General features: G+C 68.8%; 15 protein-coding genes. 10 read left to right on the top strand and 5 right to left on the bottom strand.

The genetic code is table 11. The features are described 5' to 3' along the window. The first annotated feature begins 43 nt into the window (after positions 1 to 43). Both G3580_RS01940 and G3580_RS01935 read left to right on the top strand, forming a co-directional pair. The gene (locus G3580_RS01940) at positions 44 to 625 is read left to right on the top strand and encodes a 5-formyltetrahydrofolate cyclo-ligase (protein ID WP_173763660.1); all 582 of its coding nucleotides are present in this window, start codon (positions 44 to 46) and stop codon (positions 623 to 625) included. Next, positions 622 to 1,272 (top strand): ceramidase domain-containing protein, encoded by a 651-nt coding sequence (locus G3580_RS01935; protein WP_173763659.1) that lies wholly within the window; start codon positions 622 to 624, stop codon positions 1,270 to 1,272. Before G3580_RS01940 ends, G3580_RS01935 begins: the two co-directional genes overlap by 4 nt. Here G3580_RS01935 and G3580_RS01930 read toward each other — a convergent pair. The 3 genes from G3580_RS01930 to ilvA all read right to left on the bottom strand — a co-directional run bounded on the left by G3580_RS01930 (position 1,248) and on the right by ilvA (position 3,844). Continuing rightward, positions 1,248 to 1,697, bottom strand: coding sequence for a c-type cytochrome (locus G3580_RS01930; RefSeq protein WP_173763658.1), 450 nt, complete (start codon positions 1,695 to 1,697; stop codon positions 1,248 to 1,250). The two genes, G3580_RS01935 and G3580_RS01930, sit on opposite strands and share 25 nt — an antisense overlap. Positions 1,698 to 1,825: 128 nt before the next feature. Beyond that, positions 1,826 to 2,272, bottom strand: a complete 447-nt coding sequence (locus tag G3580_RS01925) for a bacteriohemerythrin (protein ID WP_173763657.1) — start codon at positions 2,270 to 2,272, stop codon at positions 1,826 to 1,828. 51 nt (positions 2,273 to 2,323) lie between these two features. Beyond that, on the bottom strand, positions 2,324 to 3,844 hold the full coding sequence (gene ilvA, locus G3580_RS01920) for a threonine ammonia-lyase, biosynthetic (protein WP_173763656.1): 1,521 nt from the start codon (positions 3,842 to 3,844) through the stop codon (positions 2,324 to 2,326). 124 nt (positions 3,845 to 3,968) lie between these two features. On the opposite strand from ilvA, the gene G3580_RS01915 reads away from it, so the two are divergent. From G3580_RS01915 to G3580_RS01905, 3 genes are all read left to right on the top strand, one after another. Further along, complete coding sequence (locus tag G3580_RS01915; RefSeq protein WP_173763655.1) at positions 3,969 to 4,388, top strand: YqaA family protein; 420 nt, start codon at positions 3,969 to 3,971, stop codon at positions 4,386 to 4,388. Between the two features lie 67 nt (positions 4,389 to 4,455). Continuing rightward, on the top strand, positions 4,456 to 4,953 hold the full coding sequence (locus tag G3580_RS01910; protein WP_173763654.1) for a hypothetical protein: 498 nt from the start codon (positions 4,456 to 4,458) through the stop codon (positions 4,951 to 4,953). Beyond that, positions 4,950 to 6,287 carry a pyridoxamine 5'-phosphate oxidase family protein gene (locus G3580_RS01905; protein WP_173763653.1) on the top strand — a complete coding sequence of 446 codons (1,338 nt, stop codon included), beginning with the start codon at positions 4,950 to 4,952 and terminating at the stop codon, positions 6,285 to 6,287. The genes G3580_RS01910 and G3580_RS01905 overlap by 4 nt, the downstream gene beginning before the upstream one ends. On the opposite strand, the gene G3580_RS01900 is transcribed toward G3580_RS01905, so the two are convergent. Then, positions 6,284 to 6,979 (bottom strand): hemerythrin domain-containing protein, encoded by a 696-nt coding sequence (locus G3580_RS01900; protein WP_173763652.1) that lies wholly within the window; start codon positions 6,977 to 6,979, stop codon positions 6,284 to 6,286. The genes G3580_RS01905 and G3580_RS01900 overlap by 4 nt on opposite strands. Before the next feature lie 16 nt (positions 6,980 to 6,995). Then, positions 6,996 to 7,493, bottom strand: coding sequence for a cytochrome C (locus tag G3580_RS01895; protein ID WP_173763651.1), 498 nt, complete (start codon positions 7,491 to 7,493; stop codon positions 6,996 to 6,998). A gap of 210 nt (positions 7,494 to 7,703) precedes the next feature. Here G3580_RS01895 and G3580_RS01890 point away from each other — a divergent pair, with 210 nt between their 5' ends. The 5 genes from G3580_RS01890 (at position 7,704) to G3580_RS01870 (ending at position 15,826) form a co-directional block, all read left to right on the top strand. Next, positions 7,704 to 8,054, top strand: a complete 351-nt coding sequence (locus G3580_RS01890) for a RidA family protein (protein WP_173763650.1) — start codon at positions 7,704 to 7,706, stop codon at positions 8,052 to 8,054. Between the two features lie 221 nt (positions 8,055 to 8,275). Continuing rightward, complete coding sequence (locus tag G3580_RS01885; protein ID WP_173763649.1) at positions 8,276 to 12,163, top strand: DUF3683 domain-containing protein; 3,888 nt, start codon at positions 8,276 to 8,278, stop codon at positions 12,161 to 12,163. 308 nt (positions 12,164 to 12,471) lie between these two features. Next, a complete protein-coding gene (locus G3580_RS01880; protein ID WP_173763648.1) occupies positions 12,472 to 14,262 on the top strand; it encodes a thiamine pyrophosphate-binding protein in 1,791 nt (596 codons plus the stop codon). Continuing rightward, the gene (locus G3580_RS01875) at positions 14,259 to 15,029 is read left to right on the top strand and encodes a citrate synthase family protein (RefSeq protein ID WP_173763647.1); all 771 of its coding nucleotides are present in this window, start codon (positions 14,259 to 14,261) and stop codon (positions 15,027 to 15,029) included. The genes G3580_RS01880 and G3580_RS01875 overlap by 4 nt, the downstream gene beginning before the upstream one ends. Then, positions 15,026 to 15,826, top strand: coding sequence for a citrate synthase family protein (locus tag G3580_RS01870; RefSeq protein ID WP_173763646.1), 801 nt, complete (start codon positions 15,026 to 15,028; stop codon positions 15,824 to 15,826). Before G3580_RS01875 ends, G3580_RS01870 begins: the two co-directional genes overlap by 4 nt. Positions 15,827 to 15,916 lie beyond the last annotated feature (90 nt).

Raw genomic sequence — 15,916 nt, 5'->3', positions numbered from 1 at the left:
AGAATAGCATAGAGGCCCCCACCGGAAGCCACCCCGAAACCCCATGGACAAGCAGCGCAAGTCGCTCCGAAACGACGCCATCGCCCGCCGCGAAGCGCTCAGCCCCGCCCACCGGACCGACGCCGACCGGGCGATCGCCGCCGCGCTGGACGAACTGATCGCGCGCCTGGCGCCGACCACGCTCGGCTTCTGCTGGCCTCACCGCGGCGAGCCCGACATGCGCGCCTTCGTCATCGCCTGGCTGGCGGCCGATGCCGCCCGCCGCGCCGCGCTGCCGGTCGTGGTCGCACCGGATCAGCCCATGGTCTTCCGCGAGTGGACCGCCAGCAGCGAAATGATTCCCGACCGGCACGGCATTCCGATGCCCGCCGACGGCGAGGTGCTGCATCCGGACGTACTGCTCGTCCCCCTCAACGCCTTTGACGACGCGGGGTTCCGCCTCGGCTACGGCGGCGGCTACTTCGACCGCACCCTCGAGCGGATGGCACCGACGCCGGTCACCATCGGCCTGGGCTACGAACTGGGCCGGGTGAGCACCACCCATCCCCAACCCCACGACCATCCCATGGACTGGCTGGTGACCGAGACCGGCGCGCATCCGGCCGCCATCCGGCAGCGGCCATGAACTGGCGCGCCCCGGTCGACCTCTACTGCGAGCGCACCGACGCCAGCCTGTGGTCGGAGCCGCTCAACGCGCTGACCAATGGCGCCTTCCTGATCGCCGCGGCCGACGCCTGGCGGCGCATGGGGCCGTCGGCCGGTGCCGACCTGCGCCTGCTGGCCGCCCTGCTCGCCCTGGTGGGCATCGGCAGCTTCGTGTTCCACACCATCTCCGAACGCTGGGCCAGCGTGCTCGACGTGGTCTTCATCGCGCTGTTCGTGCTGGTGTTCGTGCATCGCGCGCTGGTGCGTTTGCACGGCCGCTCGCCCCGCGTCGCGACCCTGGGTGTCCTGGCCACCATCGCGCTGTCGGCTGCGCTGGCGCTGAGCGTGCATGTGCCGGCGCTCAACGGCTCGGAACTCTACCTGGGCCCCTGGGCGGCGCTCATCACGCTCGCGCTGACCTGCCCGGACGCGGCAGCCAGGCGCTGGCTCGGGCGCGCCTCGCTGCTGTTCCTGCTGTCAATGGTCCTGCGCAGCATCGATCTGGCGGTGTGCGCGCAGTGGCCCCTCGGCACCCACTGCCTGTGGCACCTGAACAATGCCCTGGTGCTGTGGTGCGGGATGCGCGCGCTGATCGACCAGGATCAGTGCGTCTTGAAGGTGTCGTGACAGGTGTGGCAGGCGTGCTCGACCGCCTCGTAGGCGGCCTTGGCCTGCTGCTTGTCGGTGGTGCCGGCGACGGCGGCGAGATGATCCGAGGCCTTGAAGAAAGCCTTCCGGTCCGCTTCGAAAGTCTTCGGATCCGACCACACCGCGGGCTTGGCCTTGGTGGGCGGATAGTCGGTATCCGGCTTGAAGTACTGCCAGGGCACCTCGCGCCGCTGCAGCAGGGCCTTGGCCAGCGTGGCGAATTTCTGCGCATCGAAGGTGTCGGTGCGCATCATCACGCCCATGGGTTCGAATACCTTGAGCATCTGCTTGAAGGCGGCGCGCCGGTGAGCGACCGGCTGCCCGGGGCGAGTGTCCTGCACTTCGCCGCTGCAGGCGGACAGAAACAGCAGGGACGCGAGAATGGGAACGATGCGTTTGTTCATGTCGGGGAGGGTTCCGGTGGGGTGAACGGCGCCCGGGAGGAGACGGGCAGCGGACTGGCGTCACGCGCCGCAGATTCTAACGCTGGCGCAAAAATGACGTCCCCGGACGCACCGCCCGGCACCGATGACTATGGCGCGTGGGCCACCCCACCCCGTTCCCGCGCGAAGGCGGCAAGCGCGCGATCGGCGGTGTCCAGATGCGCCACGAACAGGTCGACGAGCAAGGTCCGCAGCGCGTCCCGGGCCTCGGGCCGCGCCTCCATCACCGCCATGCAGATCTCGCCGACACGCTCGACCATCACGTCGTGCAGCGCCTCGTGCGCCGCCGCGTCGGGGTAGCCGATGGCGCGCATCCAGTCACGTTCCTCATCGAAGTGCCGGTAGGCGTAGTCGGCGAAGTCGGACAGCAACTCGGCGAATTCATCGCCACTGAGCTGCGACAGGTCCACACGACTGACGCGACTCACCAGCGCCAGCAGGCGCTGGTGGTCGGCGTCCAGACGGGACTGCCCCATGTGCAGGGCATCGGCGCCCGCGATCAGCGATTCCAGCGACATCCTCTTCACCCCGGCCATGGCCTTGTCCTGTTATCGGGCCGGCGGCGAAAAAGTTGAATCGCGGCCCGATCAGCCGAGGAACATCCGGTAGACCGGGTTGGCGGTCTCCTCCACGTACTCGTAGCCGAGCTTGTCGAGGAAGGCCTGGAAGCGCGGGCGGTCGGCCTCGGGCACCTGCATGCCCACCAGCACCCGGCCGAAGTCGGAGCCGTGGTTGCGGTAATGAAACAGGCTGATGTTCCAGTCCGAGCGCAGGGTGTCGAGAAAATTCATGAGCGCGCCGGGCCGCTCGGGGAAGACGAAGCGGTAGAGCACCTCGTGGTCCGCCTGCGGCGCATGGCCACCGACCATGTAGCGCACATGGCTCTTGGCCATCTCGTCGTCGGTCATGTCGAAGCACGGCAGGCCCTCGTCGGAGAGCAGGCTCACCAGCGCGCGCGACTCGTCGCGGTTGTGGACGCCCACGCCGACGAAGATGTGCGCCTGGGCGCTGTCGGCGAAGCGGTAGTTGAACTCGGTGATGTTGCGGCTGCCCAGCAGCTGGCAGAAGTGGCGGAAGGAGCCGGGCTTCTCGGGGATGGTGACCGCCAGCACCGCCTCGCGCTGCTCGCCCACCTCGGCGCGCTCGGCGACGAAGCGCAGGCGGTCGAAGTTCATGTTGGCGCCGGAGGCCACCGCCACCAGGGCTTGGTCGCGCAGCCCCTCGCGCGCCGCGTAGGCCTTGGCGCCGGCCACCGCGAGCGCACCGGCCGGCTCGAGGATGGAGCGGGTGTCCTCGAACACGTCCTTGATGGCGGCGCAGATGGCGTCGTTGTCCACCCGGATCATGTCGTCCACATAGGTCTGGCACAGGCGGAAGGTCTCCTCGCCCACCAGTTTCACCGCCGCGCCGTCGGCGAACAGGCCGACCTGGTCGAGCTCGATGCGCCTGCCCGCCGCCAGCGACTGGGTCATGGCGTCGGCGTCGGCGGCCTCCACGCCGATGATCCTGATGTCCGGCCGCACCCGCTTCACGTAGGCGGCGATGCCGGAAATCAGGCCGCCGCCACCCACGCAGCAGAAGATGGCGTGGATGGGCTTGGGATGCTGGCGCAGGATCTCCATGCCGATGGTGCCCTGCCCGGCGATTACCTCGGGATCGTCATAGGGATGGACGAAGGTCAGGCCCTCGGCCTTTTCCAGCTCCAGGGCATGGCCGTAGGCGTCCGAATAACTCTCGCCGGCCAGCACCACCTCGCCACCACGGCGGCGCACCGCGTCCACCTTGATGAGCGGCGTGGTGGTCGGCATCACGATGACGGCGCGCACGCCCATCTTCTGTGCCGACAGCGCCAGGCCCTGGGCATGGTTACCCGCCGAGGCGCAGATGACCCCGCGCGAGAGGGCCTCGGGCGGCAGCTTGCTCATCTTGTTGTAGGCGCCACGCAGCTTGAAGCTGAACACCGGCTGCAGGTCTTCGCGCTTGAAGTAGATGCGGTTGCCGATGCGCCCCGACAGGCTGGCGGCGTAGTCGAGCGGCGATTCGATCGCCACGTCGTACACCTGCGCATTGAGGATTCGTTCGAGATAGTCGGGCGCAGTGGTGCTCATGGGGGCAGAAGTGGCGTAAACACAAGGGAAACGTGCACGGTAGCAGGCCACGGCGCAGCGCGGCAAGGACGCCGGCGGCGCGAATCGACGACAATTGGCCGCTCTGTCCTCCACGAGGCATCCCATGGATTTTCTCGCCTGGCTCGATCCGGGCCCCGGAGCCGGGCTGGGCGCGGTGCTGCTGGTCAGCTTTCTCTCCGCCACCCTGCTGCCCGGCGGCTCCGAGCTGGTCTTCGCCGGCTTTCTGGCGCGCCATCCCGAGCAGCTCGGCTGGGCCTGGCTGCTGGCGACCCTCGGCAATACCGCCGGCGGCATGAGCACCTACGCCCTGGCGCGCCTGGTTCCCAGACCCCAAGCGCCCGACAAGGTCCGCTGGCTGCAACGCCATGGCGCCCCGGCGCTGATCCTGGCCTGGGCGCCGGTGATCGGCGACGCCCTGTGCGCCGCGGCCGGCTGGCTGCGTCTGGGCTGGTTGCCGTGCATGCTGTGGATGGCGCTCGGCAAGGCGGCGCGCTATGGCGTGGTCGCCTGGCTCACCCCCTGAATCGCGTCGCCACGGGGTCCCGGATTTGCAGTAGATTGTTCGTCTGTCATGCGCGGCCGTGACCCCGATGAACGACCCCATCCCCCCGGCGCTGGCCGGCTTCCTGACCAGCCACCTGTCCATGCACGTCGCGGCGGGCTGCGGCGACGGCCTCGCCACGCTGGTGCGGGCGGTGGGCGCACGCATCGCGCCGGAGGCCCCCCACTGCCTGCGCCTGCTGGTGCCGCGCGCCCAGGCCGTCGACCTGATCGAGGCGATCTCGGCGGGCGCGCCCGTGGCCGCGGTCTTCAACGAGCCGGAAACCCATCGCACCGTGCAGCTCAAGTGCGCACGCGCCGAGGTGGTGGCGGCGGAGGCGGCCGACGTGGCCACACTCGCGCCCTATGTGCGCGCCATGGCCGCCCGGCTGCGCGCGTTCGGCACCCCCGAGCCCTATGCGCACACCGTGCTCGCCTGCGCCCCGGACGAGGTCGTGGTGATCCGCCTCGCCCCCGAGGCGGTGTTCGGGCAGAGCCCCGGACCGCGTGCCGGCGAGCGGATGGCCCCCGGGGCGCCGCTGCCATGACGCGCCTGTCCATGGACGCCCTGCGCAACTGCCTCGAAGGCATCGTGCCGTCGGCGATCGCCACCTGCGCGCCCGACGGCACGCCCAACGTCACCTACATCTCGCAGCTGATGCATGTGGACGACGCCCATGTGGCGCTGTCCTTCCAGTTCTTCAACAAGACCCGCGAGAACATCCTCGCCAACCCCATCGCCACCGTGCTGATGATGGATCCGGACACCGGCGCGCGCTACCGGCTGCGCATCCGCTACCTGCGCACCGAAACCGCCGGCGCGCTGTTCGAGCGCATGAAGGCCAAGCTCGCCGGCATCGCCTCGCACACCGGCATGGCGGGCGTGTTCCGCCTGCGCGGCGCCGACATCTACCGGGTGCTCGACATCGAGGCGGTGCCCGGCCGCACCCTGCCACCGCCCGACACCGGCCCGATCCTGCTGCCGGCCCTGCGCCGCAGCGTCGACGCCCTGAGCGCCTGCACCACGCTCGAAGCGCTGATGGACACCCTGCAGCTGTGCCTGGAGCGGCATTTCGGCATCGAACACCAGATGCTGCTCATGGCCGACGGCACGGCCGAACGCCTCTATGTGGTCGCCAGCCGCGGCTACGCCAGCTCGGGCGCCGGCGCCGAGATCGCCTACGGCGACGGCGTCATCGGCGTGGCGGCGCGCGAGGGCACGCCGATCCGCATCATGTTCCCGGCCGCGGAATACGCCTACGGGCGCGCCGTGCGCGAGCGGATCGCGGACGCTGGCGGGGACACGCCCCTGGCGGCGGAAATCCCGCTCCCCGGCCTGGCCGCACCGGCCAGCCAACTGGCGGTGCCGATACGCACCGAGGGCCGGACCGTGGCGGTGCTGTACGTGGAAAGCGAGCAGCTGTGCCACTTCGGTTACGACCTGGAAGACGCGCTGGTCACCCTGGGCGCGCAACTGGCGCTGAGCATGCGCGCCCTGCACGCCGACGCCGCAGACGATGTCGTGGCCGTCCCCGAGACGGCGCCCGACGTCCCTCGTGGCGTCCCCCTGCGGGTGCGCCACTTCGCGCGCGACGACAGCGTGTTCTTCGATGACGACTACCTCATCAAGGGCGTGGCCGGCGCCATCCTGCGCCGGCTGTTGCAGGAGCATGCGCGCAGCGGGCGCTGCGATTTCTCCAACCGCGAGCTGCGTCTCGACGACGGCCTCCGCCTGCCCGATATCTGCGACAACCTCGACACCCGCCTCATCCTCCTCGCCCGCCGACTGGCGGACCGCAGCGCGGACGTGCGCATCGAGAAGACCGGGCGCGGCCGCTTCCGCCTGCAGCTGAAACGGCCGGTCGTGCTCGAGGAAACCTAGGCGGCTTGACGCAGCCCCTCCTCCAGCCGGACCAGATCGGATGCCGACAGATGAGGGCGCACCACGGTCATCAGGCCGTCGAACACGTGGGCTGGCAGCTTGGCCGACAGCGGCGCGAGCAGCGCCAGTCGCTCGGCGGGCGCCATGGCCGGCACCATCCAGCGCAAGCCCACGGCCATCTCGGCCGGCGACAGGCTCGCCACGATGCGCCCCTCCAGCGCCTGCAGTTCCGCGTCGCCGTAGTGACGCCACAGGCAGTCGTTGTGGTCGATCTCTTCCAGATGCATGTGCAGCAGGTTCTCGCCGACGAAGCAGCCCAGCAGGCGATACAGGCGCTGGGCCACCTCGGCGCGATCCGGGCGCGGGGCATGGCGCAAGGTGTCGCACAGCAGCCGCAGGCGGCCGATGGCATGGACATGGTCCTCGTGATGCTCCGCCGCCGGCCGGCTCGCCCCGGCCTGACAGGCCTCCATGGCGGGATGGATCACCGCATCTTCATGGGCGAGGTGGGACAGACACAGATCGAGCAAGGCGTCGATGGCCGCCAGGGCCTCGGTCACCGCCTGCGAATCATCCGCATCGAGACGGCCGACCCGCAGCAGGGTGTCCGCCATGAAGGCCCGCAGACCCTTGTGGATACCGGCATAGATGTCATGGCGCGCGGGCGCGCCGCAAGAACGCAGAAAACGCATGGAAAGCTCCTCCAGTTCAGGGGCGCCCGGGGGCGAGGCCGACCGCGGTCGGCGCCTGGGGCACGAACACGAAATGCGGGGTCGGAATCGGCGCGCCGGGTGGCAGCGCGGCGGGCGTGGGCGCACCCGCCGGACCGAGCGCGCGCAGGTAGCGGAACACCGAGCGCTGATCGGCCTCGGTCATGGCCTGCAGTGCATTCCACGGCATCGGCGGGCGGCCGCCGGCGCGCACCCGGGCCAGCCATTCGTCCTCACCCACGGCAGCGGCGCGCAGGCGCAGGTTGCCCGGGTAGCTCACACCCCAGGGGCCGCTGAAGCCCACGGCCATGCCGGTGAAGCGCTCGGATTCGGGAATCGCCGCGCCGAGCTGGGCGAAGCGCGGCGTGTGGCAGTCGTTGCAGCCGGCCACGGCAATCAGGTAGCGGCCACGCTCGACGCTGGGCGCCGGCGCGTCCGCCCGCGCGCCGGCAACCGCGAGCAGGCCGAGCGACAGGGCAAGAAGGGTTCGTTTCATCGTTGGGAACTCCGGTCAATCACGGTGAGCCCACTGTACGGAGCGGCCGATCGGCGCGCTCCTAAGACTTCCGTCAGCAAATGCTAAAAGTTTGCTAAAACGATCGTTTGAACCACAACCGCCGCACCTCGCCCCCGCCAGCTCGGAAAGCCGCTAGACTCGACGCCATGGCCCACGCACCTCGCTTCGGGCCATCGACAGGAGACTTCCATGAGCGTGCAACGCTTCGGCACCACCGAACGCTACTCCGACATCGTCGTGCACAACGGCACCCTGTACACCGTCGAGGTGCCCACCAGCATCGACACCAACATCGAGACCCAGACCAGCGAGGTGCTCGGCAGCATCGACCGCCTGCTGACCGAGGCGGGCAGCGACAAGTCGCGCATTCTCATGGCCACCATCTACCTGACCGACATGGACGACTACGAGGGCATGAACGCGGTGTGGGACAGCTGGCTGCCGAAAGGCGCGGCGCCCTGCCGTGTCTGCGTGCAGGTGGCCGCCCTGGCGAACGAAGGCTGGCGCGTGGAGATCGCGCTCACCGCGGCGGTCGACTGAACGGCGCGGGGCGCCCGACCATCGGCCGGCGGACCGCCGGCCACGCGCCATTGCCGCGCGCAGTGGCGCTCAGGCGGAAGCGAAACCACGCACACGGCCGGGGGATTCGAGCCCGCCTCAGGCAAGACCCAACCACCCGTAAGGTCTTGTTTTATGCTGCATGTTGCGCCGCAGCTTGTTAGAATCAGTGGTTTTCCGCGACTGCCCGGAAGCGCCCCACCATGACCCAACGCCTGCGCGAAATTCCGTACAACTACACCTCGTATTCGGACCGCGAGATCGTCATCCGCCTGCTCGGCGAAGACAGCTGGCAGATCCTCCACGATCTGCGCAGCGAGCGGGTGACGGGGCGCTCCGCGCGCATGCTGTACGAGGTGCTGGGCGACATCTGGGTCATCCAGCGCAATCCCTACCTGCTCGACGACCTGCTGGCCAACCGCGATCGGCGCGGCGCCCTGGTCGGCGCCCTGCGCCACCGTCTCGCCGAGGTGGAGAAGCGCCGCGTCGAATCGCAGGCGGACGACCCCGAGCGCAGCAACAAGGTCGAAAAGCTGGTGCAGGCAGCCTCGCGCGCCATCGCCCGCTTCGAGCTCCAGTTCGAGGAAACCCTCGATCTGCGCAAGCAGGTGATGCGCGTCCTGTCGCGCCACACCCGCAAGGACAACATCTGCTTCGACGGCCATGCCCGCGTCTCCCACGTGACCGACGCCACCGACTGGCGCGTGGAATACCCCTTCGTGGTGCTCTATCCGGACACCGAGCAGGAAATCGGCCATCTGGTGCGCGACTGCATCGAGCTGGGCCTGACCATCATTCCGCGCGGGGGCGGCACCGGCTACACCGGCGGCGCGATCCCGATGGACCCGAAGTCGGTGGTCATCAACACCGAGAAGCTGATCGACATCGGCACCGTCGAGGACGTGGTGCTGCCGGGACGCAACGGCCCCATGGACGCGCCCTACGCCACCATCCGCACCGGTGCCGGCGTGGTCACCGCACGTGTCGCCGAAGCGGCCACCGCGGCCGGCCGGGTGTTCGCGGTGGACCCGACCTCGGCCTCGGCCTCGTGCATCGGCGGCAACATCGCCATGAACGCCGGCGGCAAGAAGGCGGTGCTGTGGGGCACCGCGCTGGACAACCTGGCGTGGTGGAAGATGGTCACGCCGGACGGCAACTGGCTGGAGGTGGAACGCCTCGACCACAACTTCGGCAAGATCCACGAGCAGGAGACGGTGCACTTCCGCCTCAAGCGCTTCGACGCCTCGGGTCGCACCCCGCTCGGGGAAGAAGTGCTGGCGATGCCCGGCGCCGCCTGTCGCAAGCAGGGCCTGGGCAAGGACGTGACCGACAAGTTCCTCGGCGGCGTGCCGGGGGTGCAGAAGGAAGGCACCGACGGCATCATCGTCGCCGCCCGCTGGGTGCTGCACCAGATGCCGCCGGTGACCCGCACCGTGTGCCTGGAGTTCTTCGGCCAGGTGCGCGAGGCGGTGCCGGCCATCGTCGAGATCACCGACTTCTTCAAGCCCGGCGGCGAGGGCCACGGCCTCGGCGTGCAGCTGGCGGGGCTGGAACACCTGGACGAGCGCTACGTGAAGGCGGTGGGCTACGCCACCAAGGCCAAGCGCCACGGCCGGCCCAAGATGGTGCTCATCGGCGACATCGTCGGCCATGACGAAGAGGCGGTCATGAAGGCCGCCTCGGAAGTGATCCGCATGACCAACGCGCGCGGCTCGGAAGGCTTCATCGCCGTCTCCGACGAGCAGCGCAAGAAGTTCTGGCTCGACCGTTCGCGCACCGCCGCCATCTCGCGCCACACCAACGCCTTCAAGATCAACGAGGACGTGGTCATCCCGCTGCCGCGCATGGGCGACTACTGCGACGCCATCGAGCGCATCAACATCGAGCTGTCCACCCGCAACAAGCTGGAGCTGTGCGACGCCCTCACCGAGGCGCTGTCGGGCGAACTGCCGCTCAACACCCAGGACGCCGACATCGAGGCCGAGGAGCTGATCGGCGACCGGCGCCAGTCGGCGCTCGACTACGTGGCGCGCATCCGCGCGCGCTGGCAGTGGCTGCTGGACCACCTCGACCTGCCCCTGGCCGAGGCCGAGGCGCAGTTCGAGCAGTACGGCATCGAGGCCGGCACGCTGACCAACACCGCCAAGGATCCGGTGCTGTTCCACCGCCTGCAGGACTACTCGGTGCGTACCTCGTGGAAGACCGAGCTGCGCGCCCGCCTGACGAAGGTGTTCGACGGCGACCTGTACCGCCCGGTGCGCGAACGCATCGACGCCACCCACGACCAGGTGCTGCGCGGCCGCCTGTTCGTCGCCCTGCACATGCACGCCGGCGACGGCAACGTGCACACCAACATCCCGGTGAATTCCGACAACTACGCCATGCTGCGCATGGCCGAGGAGACGGTGGAGCGCATCATGGGCATCGCCCGCGCGCTCGACGGCGTCATCTCCGGCGAGCACGGCATCGGCATCACCAAGCTCGATTTCCTCACCGACGAGGAGATGGCCAACTACTGGGACTACAAGCAGAAGGTGGACCCGGAAGGCCGCTTCAACCGCGGCAAGCTGCAGCGCGGCGCCAACCTGGCGCGGGCCTACACGCCGAGCTTCGGCCTCATGGGCCACGAATCGCTCATCATGGAGCAGACCGACGTGGGCGAAATCGCCCACGACATCAAGGACTGCCTGCGCTGCGGCAAGTGCAAGCCGGTGTGCGCCACCCACGTGCCGCGCGCCAACCTGCTGTACAGCCCGCGCAACAAGATCCTGTCCACCTCCTCGCTGATCGAGGCCTTCCTGTACGAAGAGCAGACCCGGCGCGGCGTGTCTCTGGCGCACTGGGCCGAGTTCGAGGACGTGGCCGACCACTGCACGGTGTGCCACAAGTGCGAGAAGCCGTGCCCGGTGGACATCGACTTCGGCGACGTGTCGATCAAGATGCGCAACCTGCTGCGCAAGCAGGGCAAGAAGTCGTTCAACCCGGGCAAGGCGGCCGCCATGGCCTTCCTCACGGTGAAGGACCCGACCACCATCAAGCTGATCCGCAAGGGCATGATCGAGTGGGGCTACAAGGCCCAGCGCTGGGCCTACAAGACCGCGAAGTCCTTCGGCCTGATCCAGCCCCAGGTGGCGCAACCGCCGGCGACGCTGCACAAGGCGCCGATCAAGGCCCAGGTGATCCACTTCATCAACAAGCCCATGCCCGGCGGCCTGCCCAAGCGCACCAGCCGCGCGCTGCTGGACATCGAGGACGACACCGTCATCCCGGTGATCCGCAACCCGCAGGTGCGGCGTGACGACTCCGAGGCGGTGTTCTACTTCCCCGGCTGCGGCTCCGAGCGCCTGTTCAGCCAGGTCGGCCTGGCCACCCAGGCCATGCTCTACCACGTGGGCACCACCACCGTGCTGCCCCCGGGCTACCTGTGCTGCGGCTATCCGCAGACCGCCGCCGGCGAAGACGAGAAGGGCCAGAAGATCACCACCGACAACCGGGTACTGTTCCACCGCGTGGCCAACACCCTGAACTACCTGGACATCAAGACCGTGGTGGTCTCCTGCGGCACCTGCATGGATCAGCTGCAGAAGTACCAGTTCGAGAAGATCTTCCCGGGCTGCCGCCTCATCGACATCCATGAATACCTGATGGAGAAAGGCGTCAAGCTCGAGGGCATCACGGGCACGAAATACATGTACCACGAGCCCTGCCACACGCCCATGAAGATCCATTCGGGCATCAAGGTGGCCAACGAGCTCATGGGCACCCGGGTGGACCTGAACGACCGCTGCTGCGGTGAGTCGGGCACCCTGGCGGTGGCACGCCCGGACATCTCCACCCAGGTGCGTTTCCGCAAACAGCAGGAGATCGAGGCCGGCGCCGCGGCGCTGCGCGACGGCGACGCCAGCGCCCCGGTGAAGGTGCTCACCTCGTGCCCGAGCTGCCTGCAGGGGCTCTCGCGCTATACCGACGACGGCAACGTGGAGGCCGATTACATCGTGGTCGAGATCGCCCGCCACATTCTCGGCGAGCAGTGGATGCCACAGTACGTGGATCAGGCCAACCGGGGCGGTATCGAGCGCGTGCTGCTCTGACCGGCCGGGCGCGGTCATCAGCGCCCCCGGCATCCCGCGAAAGCCCTGCCAGCCCCGGGCCGCCACCGCGACCCGGGGCTGTTTTCATTGGCATTTTGCGACGCACCAAAAAATGCCAAAACCATCACGCTTCCATGAGGATCGAGTATTACTTAGGTAATATGCGTTAAATACCGCACGACCGCGAATGTCATAGTGCACTAACTTGCGCAACCGAATCGGCATCGCCATTTTCATGACAGGTCATTATGACCTTTGTCTTGCGTCTGGCCCGCCGTCGAATCTCGACTTGCATCAAGGACAGTGCCATGGATCGCCCCACCCCTACCGCCCTCATGCGGTCGGATGACGAAAGCAGGCAAACCGACGTCGCCGACCTGATCATCGCCCACCTCGAACAGATCGGCGTCGAATACGTCTTCGGCGTGCCCGGCGGCGCCATCGAACCGCTCTACAACGCGCTGGCGCGCAGCGCCCGGCGCCACGGCCCGCGCATCGTCACCACCCGGCACGAGGCCGGCGCGGCCTTCATGGCCGAAGGCTACGCCCGCGAAAGCGGCCGCCTGGGCGTGTGCATCGCCACCTCGGGCCCCGGCGCCACCAACCTGATCACCGGCGTGGCCTGTGCCCACGACAACAACATCCCGGTGCTGGCCATCACCGGCCAGCCGAAGCTCACCGCCTTCGGCCGCCGCGCCCTGCAGGAGTCCGGCTGCACCGGGGTCAACACCCTGGGCATGTTCCGCCACTGTACCGGCTACAACACCCTGCTCTCCCATCCCGAGCAGGCCGAGCCCAAGGTGGTCAGCGCCATCGCCCATGCCATGCAGCACCGGGCCGCCGCGCACCTGACCATCCCGGTGGACATCCAGCGCGCGCCGGCGCCGTCGCACTGGCACGCACCGGCACAGGGCCTGAAGCGGATGCTGCAGGCGCCCGCGCTGGTCGATGCCGCCGCGGTCGAGGCCCTGTTCGACGCCCTCACCGACGCCAAACGCCCGGTGTTCCTCCTCGGCCAGGGCTGCGGCGGCGCGGTGGACCTGTTCCTGCGCCTCATCGAGGCCCACGGCGCCCGCTTCGTCACCACGCCGGACGCGAAGGGCTTCGTCAATCCGGCGCATCCGCTCTATCGCGGCGTGTTCGGTTTCGCCGGCCACGATCAGGCGCGCGCGCTGCTCATGGACGATCCGGACCTGATCGTGGCGGTCGGCGTCAGCCTCGGGGAATGGACCAGCGCCGGCTGGAGTGAGGCGCTGCTGAACGACCGCCTCATTCACATCGACGCGCGCATCGAACATCTGCAGCGTTCGTCGATGGCGCGCCTGCAGGTGCAGGGCAACCCGGTCGGCGTGGCGCGCCACCTGCTCACGCTGATGGCCGCGCACCCACCGGCGCCGCGAACCTCCACACCGGCGCCGGGCACCCGCCTGACGCCGACGCCCACGCAACGCGCCCCGGGCGTTCGCCCCCAGGTGCTCATGGAAGTACTCTCCGAGCGCTGCCCGCCCACCACCAACTTCCTCGCCGATCCGGGCAACAGCACCGCTTGGGCCATCCATCACCTCGAACTGCACTGCCGGCGCCAGCGCCCGGCCAGCACCGAAGCCGCACTCGGCCTGCACGAGCAGCGCAATCCGGCCGCCAGCTGGCTGCGGGTGCTGATGGACTTCGCCCCCATGGGCTGGGCCATCAGCGCCTCGATCGGCGTGGCCCTGGCACGGCGCGGCCAGCCGGTGGTGTGCCTGACCGGCGACGGCAGCTACCTGATGAGCGGCCAGGAACTCACGGTCGCCCAAACCGAACGCCTGCCGGTGATCTTCGTCGTGCTCAACGACGCCGCGCTGGGCATGGTCAAGCACGGCCAGCGCCTGGCCGGCGCCGAGCCGATCGGCTTCCAGCTGCCCCGCATCGATTTCGCCGCCCAGGCGCGCGCCCTGGGCGTGGACGGCCGGGTCATCAACTCCGAGGCCGAACTGGCCGCCCTCGATCTGAACCGCCTGCTCACGCGCAACGCACCGACCCTGCTCGACGTGCGTATCGACGCGGAGCAGGAGCCCCCCATCCGCATGCGCCTCGAAGCGCTGGGAACCGCACGATGAGCGAACCGGTCATCCACACCCGCATCTGGGACGAGACTCCCGACCCGCGCTCGCCCTTCCTGGGCCGCTCGGTGCGGCTCTACGGCTACGACTACTACGGCGAGCTGCTCGGTCAGGCGCGCTGGATCGACATGCTGTGGCTGCTGCTGACCGGGGACGCCCCGACGGCGGACCAGGCCGCCCTGCTCGAACGCCTGGCCGTCGCCCTCGCCAACCCCGGCCCGCGCGACCCGTCGGTGCATGCCGCCATGTGCGGCGGCATCGGCGGCTCGCGACCGGCCGCCAGCCTCATGGCCGCCCTGGCGGTGGCCAGCGGCGATCACGGCGGTGCGGGGGAATTGCGCCGGGCCATGCAGGCCTGGCAACACGGAGCCGACACGGCTTCGACGCTGGCCGGGGCACTCGCCGACCTGGCTGATGAAGGCGGCATCTGGCCGGGCTTCTCCCCGCTGACACGGGACACCGCCCGGCCCGTTCTTCAGTGTCTGGAGATTCTGTGCGCATCGCCCCTGGCGAATTGTCTCGTCACACTGCGCGAGGCGCACACCGGCCTGTCGGCGACCGCCGGCCTTGGCCTCAGTCTGCTCGGCGTGGCGGCCGCAACCTGTGTCGACCTTGACCTGAGCCCAGAGCAGGGCGAAGCCCTGTTCCTGCTGCTGCGGCTGCCCGGCACCCTTGCCCACGCGCTGGAGCAGTCGGGCAAGAGCCACAAGCAGTTTCCCTTCTTCACGCTCAGCGAACGCTACGAACCCGAGGCCGCACGATGAAAACCACGCCCGACGAATGGGTCGCCCGCATCGGCCATGTCGAGAGCGCAACAGGCGGCTTCTTTCCCGGTGTCGGCGCACGCGTACGGGGCAAGCCGTTACATCATCACTGCCGCGAGCGCCGGTGGTTCGACCTGTATCTGTTTGCGCTGACCGGCCGCCAGTTCGCGCCCAACGAGATCGAGCTGCTCGAGACCTTGTGGACCTACACCAGCTATCCGGATCCACGCATCTGGAACAATCGGGTCGCCGCGCTGGCCGGCTCCAGCCGGGCATCGGCCGGCCTGGCGATCGGCGCGGCCGTGGCGGTGTCCGATGCGGAGATCTACGGCATGGGCCCCGGGCTGGCGTCTTACGATTTCCTGGCCCGCTACGTGGACGCCACGGATGACGATCTGCAGGACGCCATCGCCACGACGCTGAAACGGGATCGCCGTCTCGGTGGATACGGCCGCCCGGTGGTTTCCGACGACGAGCGCATCGCGCCGACCATCGCGCGGGCCCGGGCACTGGATCTGGCCGACGGGCCACATGTGCGGACCGCACTCCGTATCGAGCGACACCTGCTCGAAGGACGCTGGCGCATGCGCATGAACTATGCCGCCATTGTGTCGGCCCTGTGCCTGGATCTCGGACTGACGCGGGACGAATACGCCTGTTTCACCACCACCATCTTTCTCGGTGGCATGCCTCCGGTATGGAAGGCCGCCCGACAAGATGTGGCTGGCGGGCTGTTTCCGATCCCCACCTCGCAGGTCCACTATGACGGACACGAGCCCCGTTCATGGCCTCGCTGAGCTCACGATGGACGGAATTGCACTCGAAATTCCGCGTATATTCGGCTTGGCTCGACCATGAAAAACACATATAACGTTCGCTAGCCCTCC

The organism is Nitrogeniibacter mangrovi (assembly GCF_010983895.1).
In the GTDB taxonomy this organism is placed as follows: Bacteria; Pseudomonadota; Gammaproteobacteria; order Burkholderiales; family Rhodocyclaceae; genus Nitrogeniibacter; species Nitrogeniibacter mangrovi.
Note: the sequence above shows the minus strand (reverse complement) of the source record. Positions and strands in the feature narration are given on the sequence as shown.

Excerpts from the sequence above, each read along its gene's own strand:
- G3580_RS01940 (WP_173763660.1), top strand. The coding sequence starts at position 44 with ATGGACAAGCAGCGCAAGTCGCTCCGAAACGACGCCATCGCCCGCCGC.
- G3580_RS01935 (WP_173763659.1), top strand. The coding sequence starts at position 622 with ATGAACTGGCGCGCCCCGGTCGACCTCTACTGCGAGCGCACCGACGCC.
- G3580_RS01930 (WP_173763658.1), bottom strand. The coding sequence starts at position 1,697 with ATGAACAAACGCATCGTTCCCATTCTCGCGTCCCTGCTGTTTCTGTCC.
- G3580_RS01925 (WP_173763657.1), bottom strand. The coding sequence starts at position 2,272 with ATGGCCGGGGTGAAGAGGATGTCGCTGGAATCGCTGATCGCGGGCGCC.
- ilvA (WP_173763656.1), bottom strand. The coding sequence starts at position 3,844 with ATGAGCACCACTGCGCCCGACTATCTCGAACGAATCCTCAATGCGCAG.
- G3580_RS01915 (WP_173763655.1), top strand. The coding sequence starts at position 3,969 with ATGGATTTTCTCGCCTGGCTCGATCCGGGCCCCGGAGCCGGGCTGGGC.
- G3580_RS01910 (WP_173763654.1), top strand. The coding sequence starts at position 4,456 with ATGAACGACCCCATCCCCCCGGCGCTGGCCGGCTTCCTGACCAGCCAC.
- G3580_RS01905 (WP_173763653.1), top strand. The coding sequence starts at position 4,950 with ATGACGCGCCTGTCCATGGACGCCCTGCGCAACTGCCTCGAAGGCATC.
- G3580_RS01900 (WP_173763652.1), bottom strand. The coding sequence starts at position 6,979 with ATGCGTTTTCTGCGTTCTTGCGGCGCGCCCGCGCGCCATGACATCTAT.
- G3580_RS01895 (WP_173763651.1), bottom strand. The coding sequence starts at position 7,493 with ATGAAACGAACCCTTCTTGCCCTGTCGCTCGGCCTGCTCGCGGTTGCC.
- G3580_RS01890 (WP_173763650.1), top strand. The coding sequence starts at position 7,704 with ATGAGCGTGCAACGCTTCGGCACCACCGAACGCTACTCCGACATCGTC.
- G3580_RS01885 (WP_173763649.1), top strand. The coding sequence starts at position 8,276 with ATGACCCAACGCCTGCGCGAAATTCCGTACAACTACACCTCGTATTCG.
- G3580_RS01880 (WP_173763648.1), top strand. The coding sequence starts at position 12,472 with ATGGATCGCCCCACCCCTACCGCCCTCATGCGGTCGGATGACGAAAGC.
- G3580_RS01875 (WP_173763647.1), top strand. The coding sequence starts at position 14,259 with ATGAGCGAACCGGTCATCCACACCCGCATCTGGGACGAGACTCCCGAC.
- G3580_RS01870 (WP_173763646.1), top strand. The coding sequence starts at position 15,026 with ATGAAAACCACGCCCGACGAATGGGTCGCCCGCATCGGCCATGTCGAG.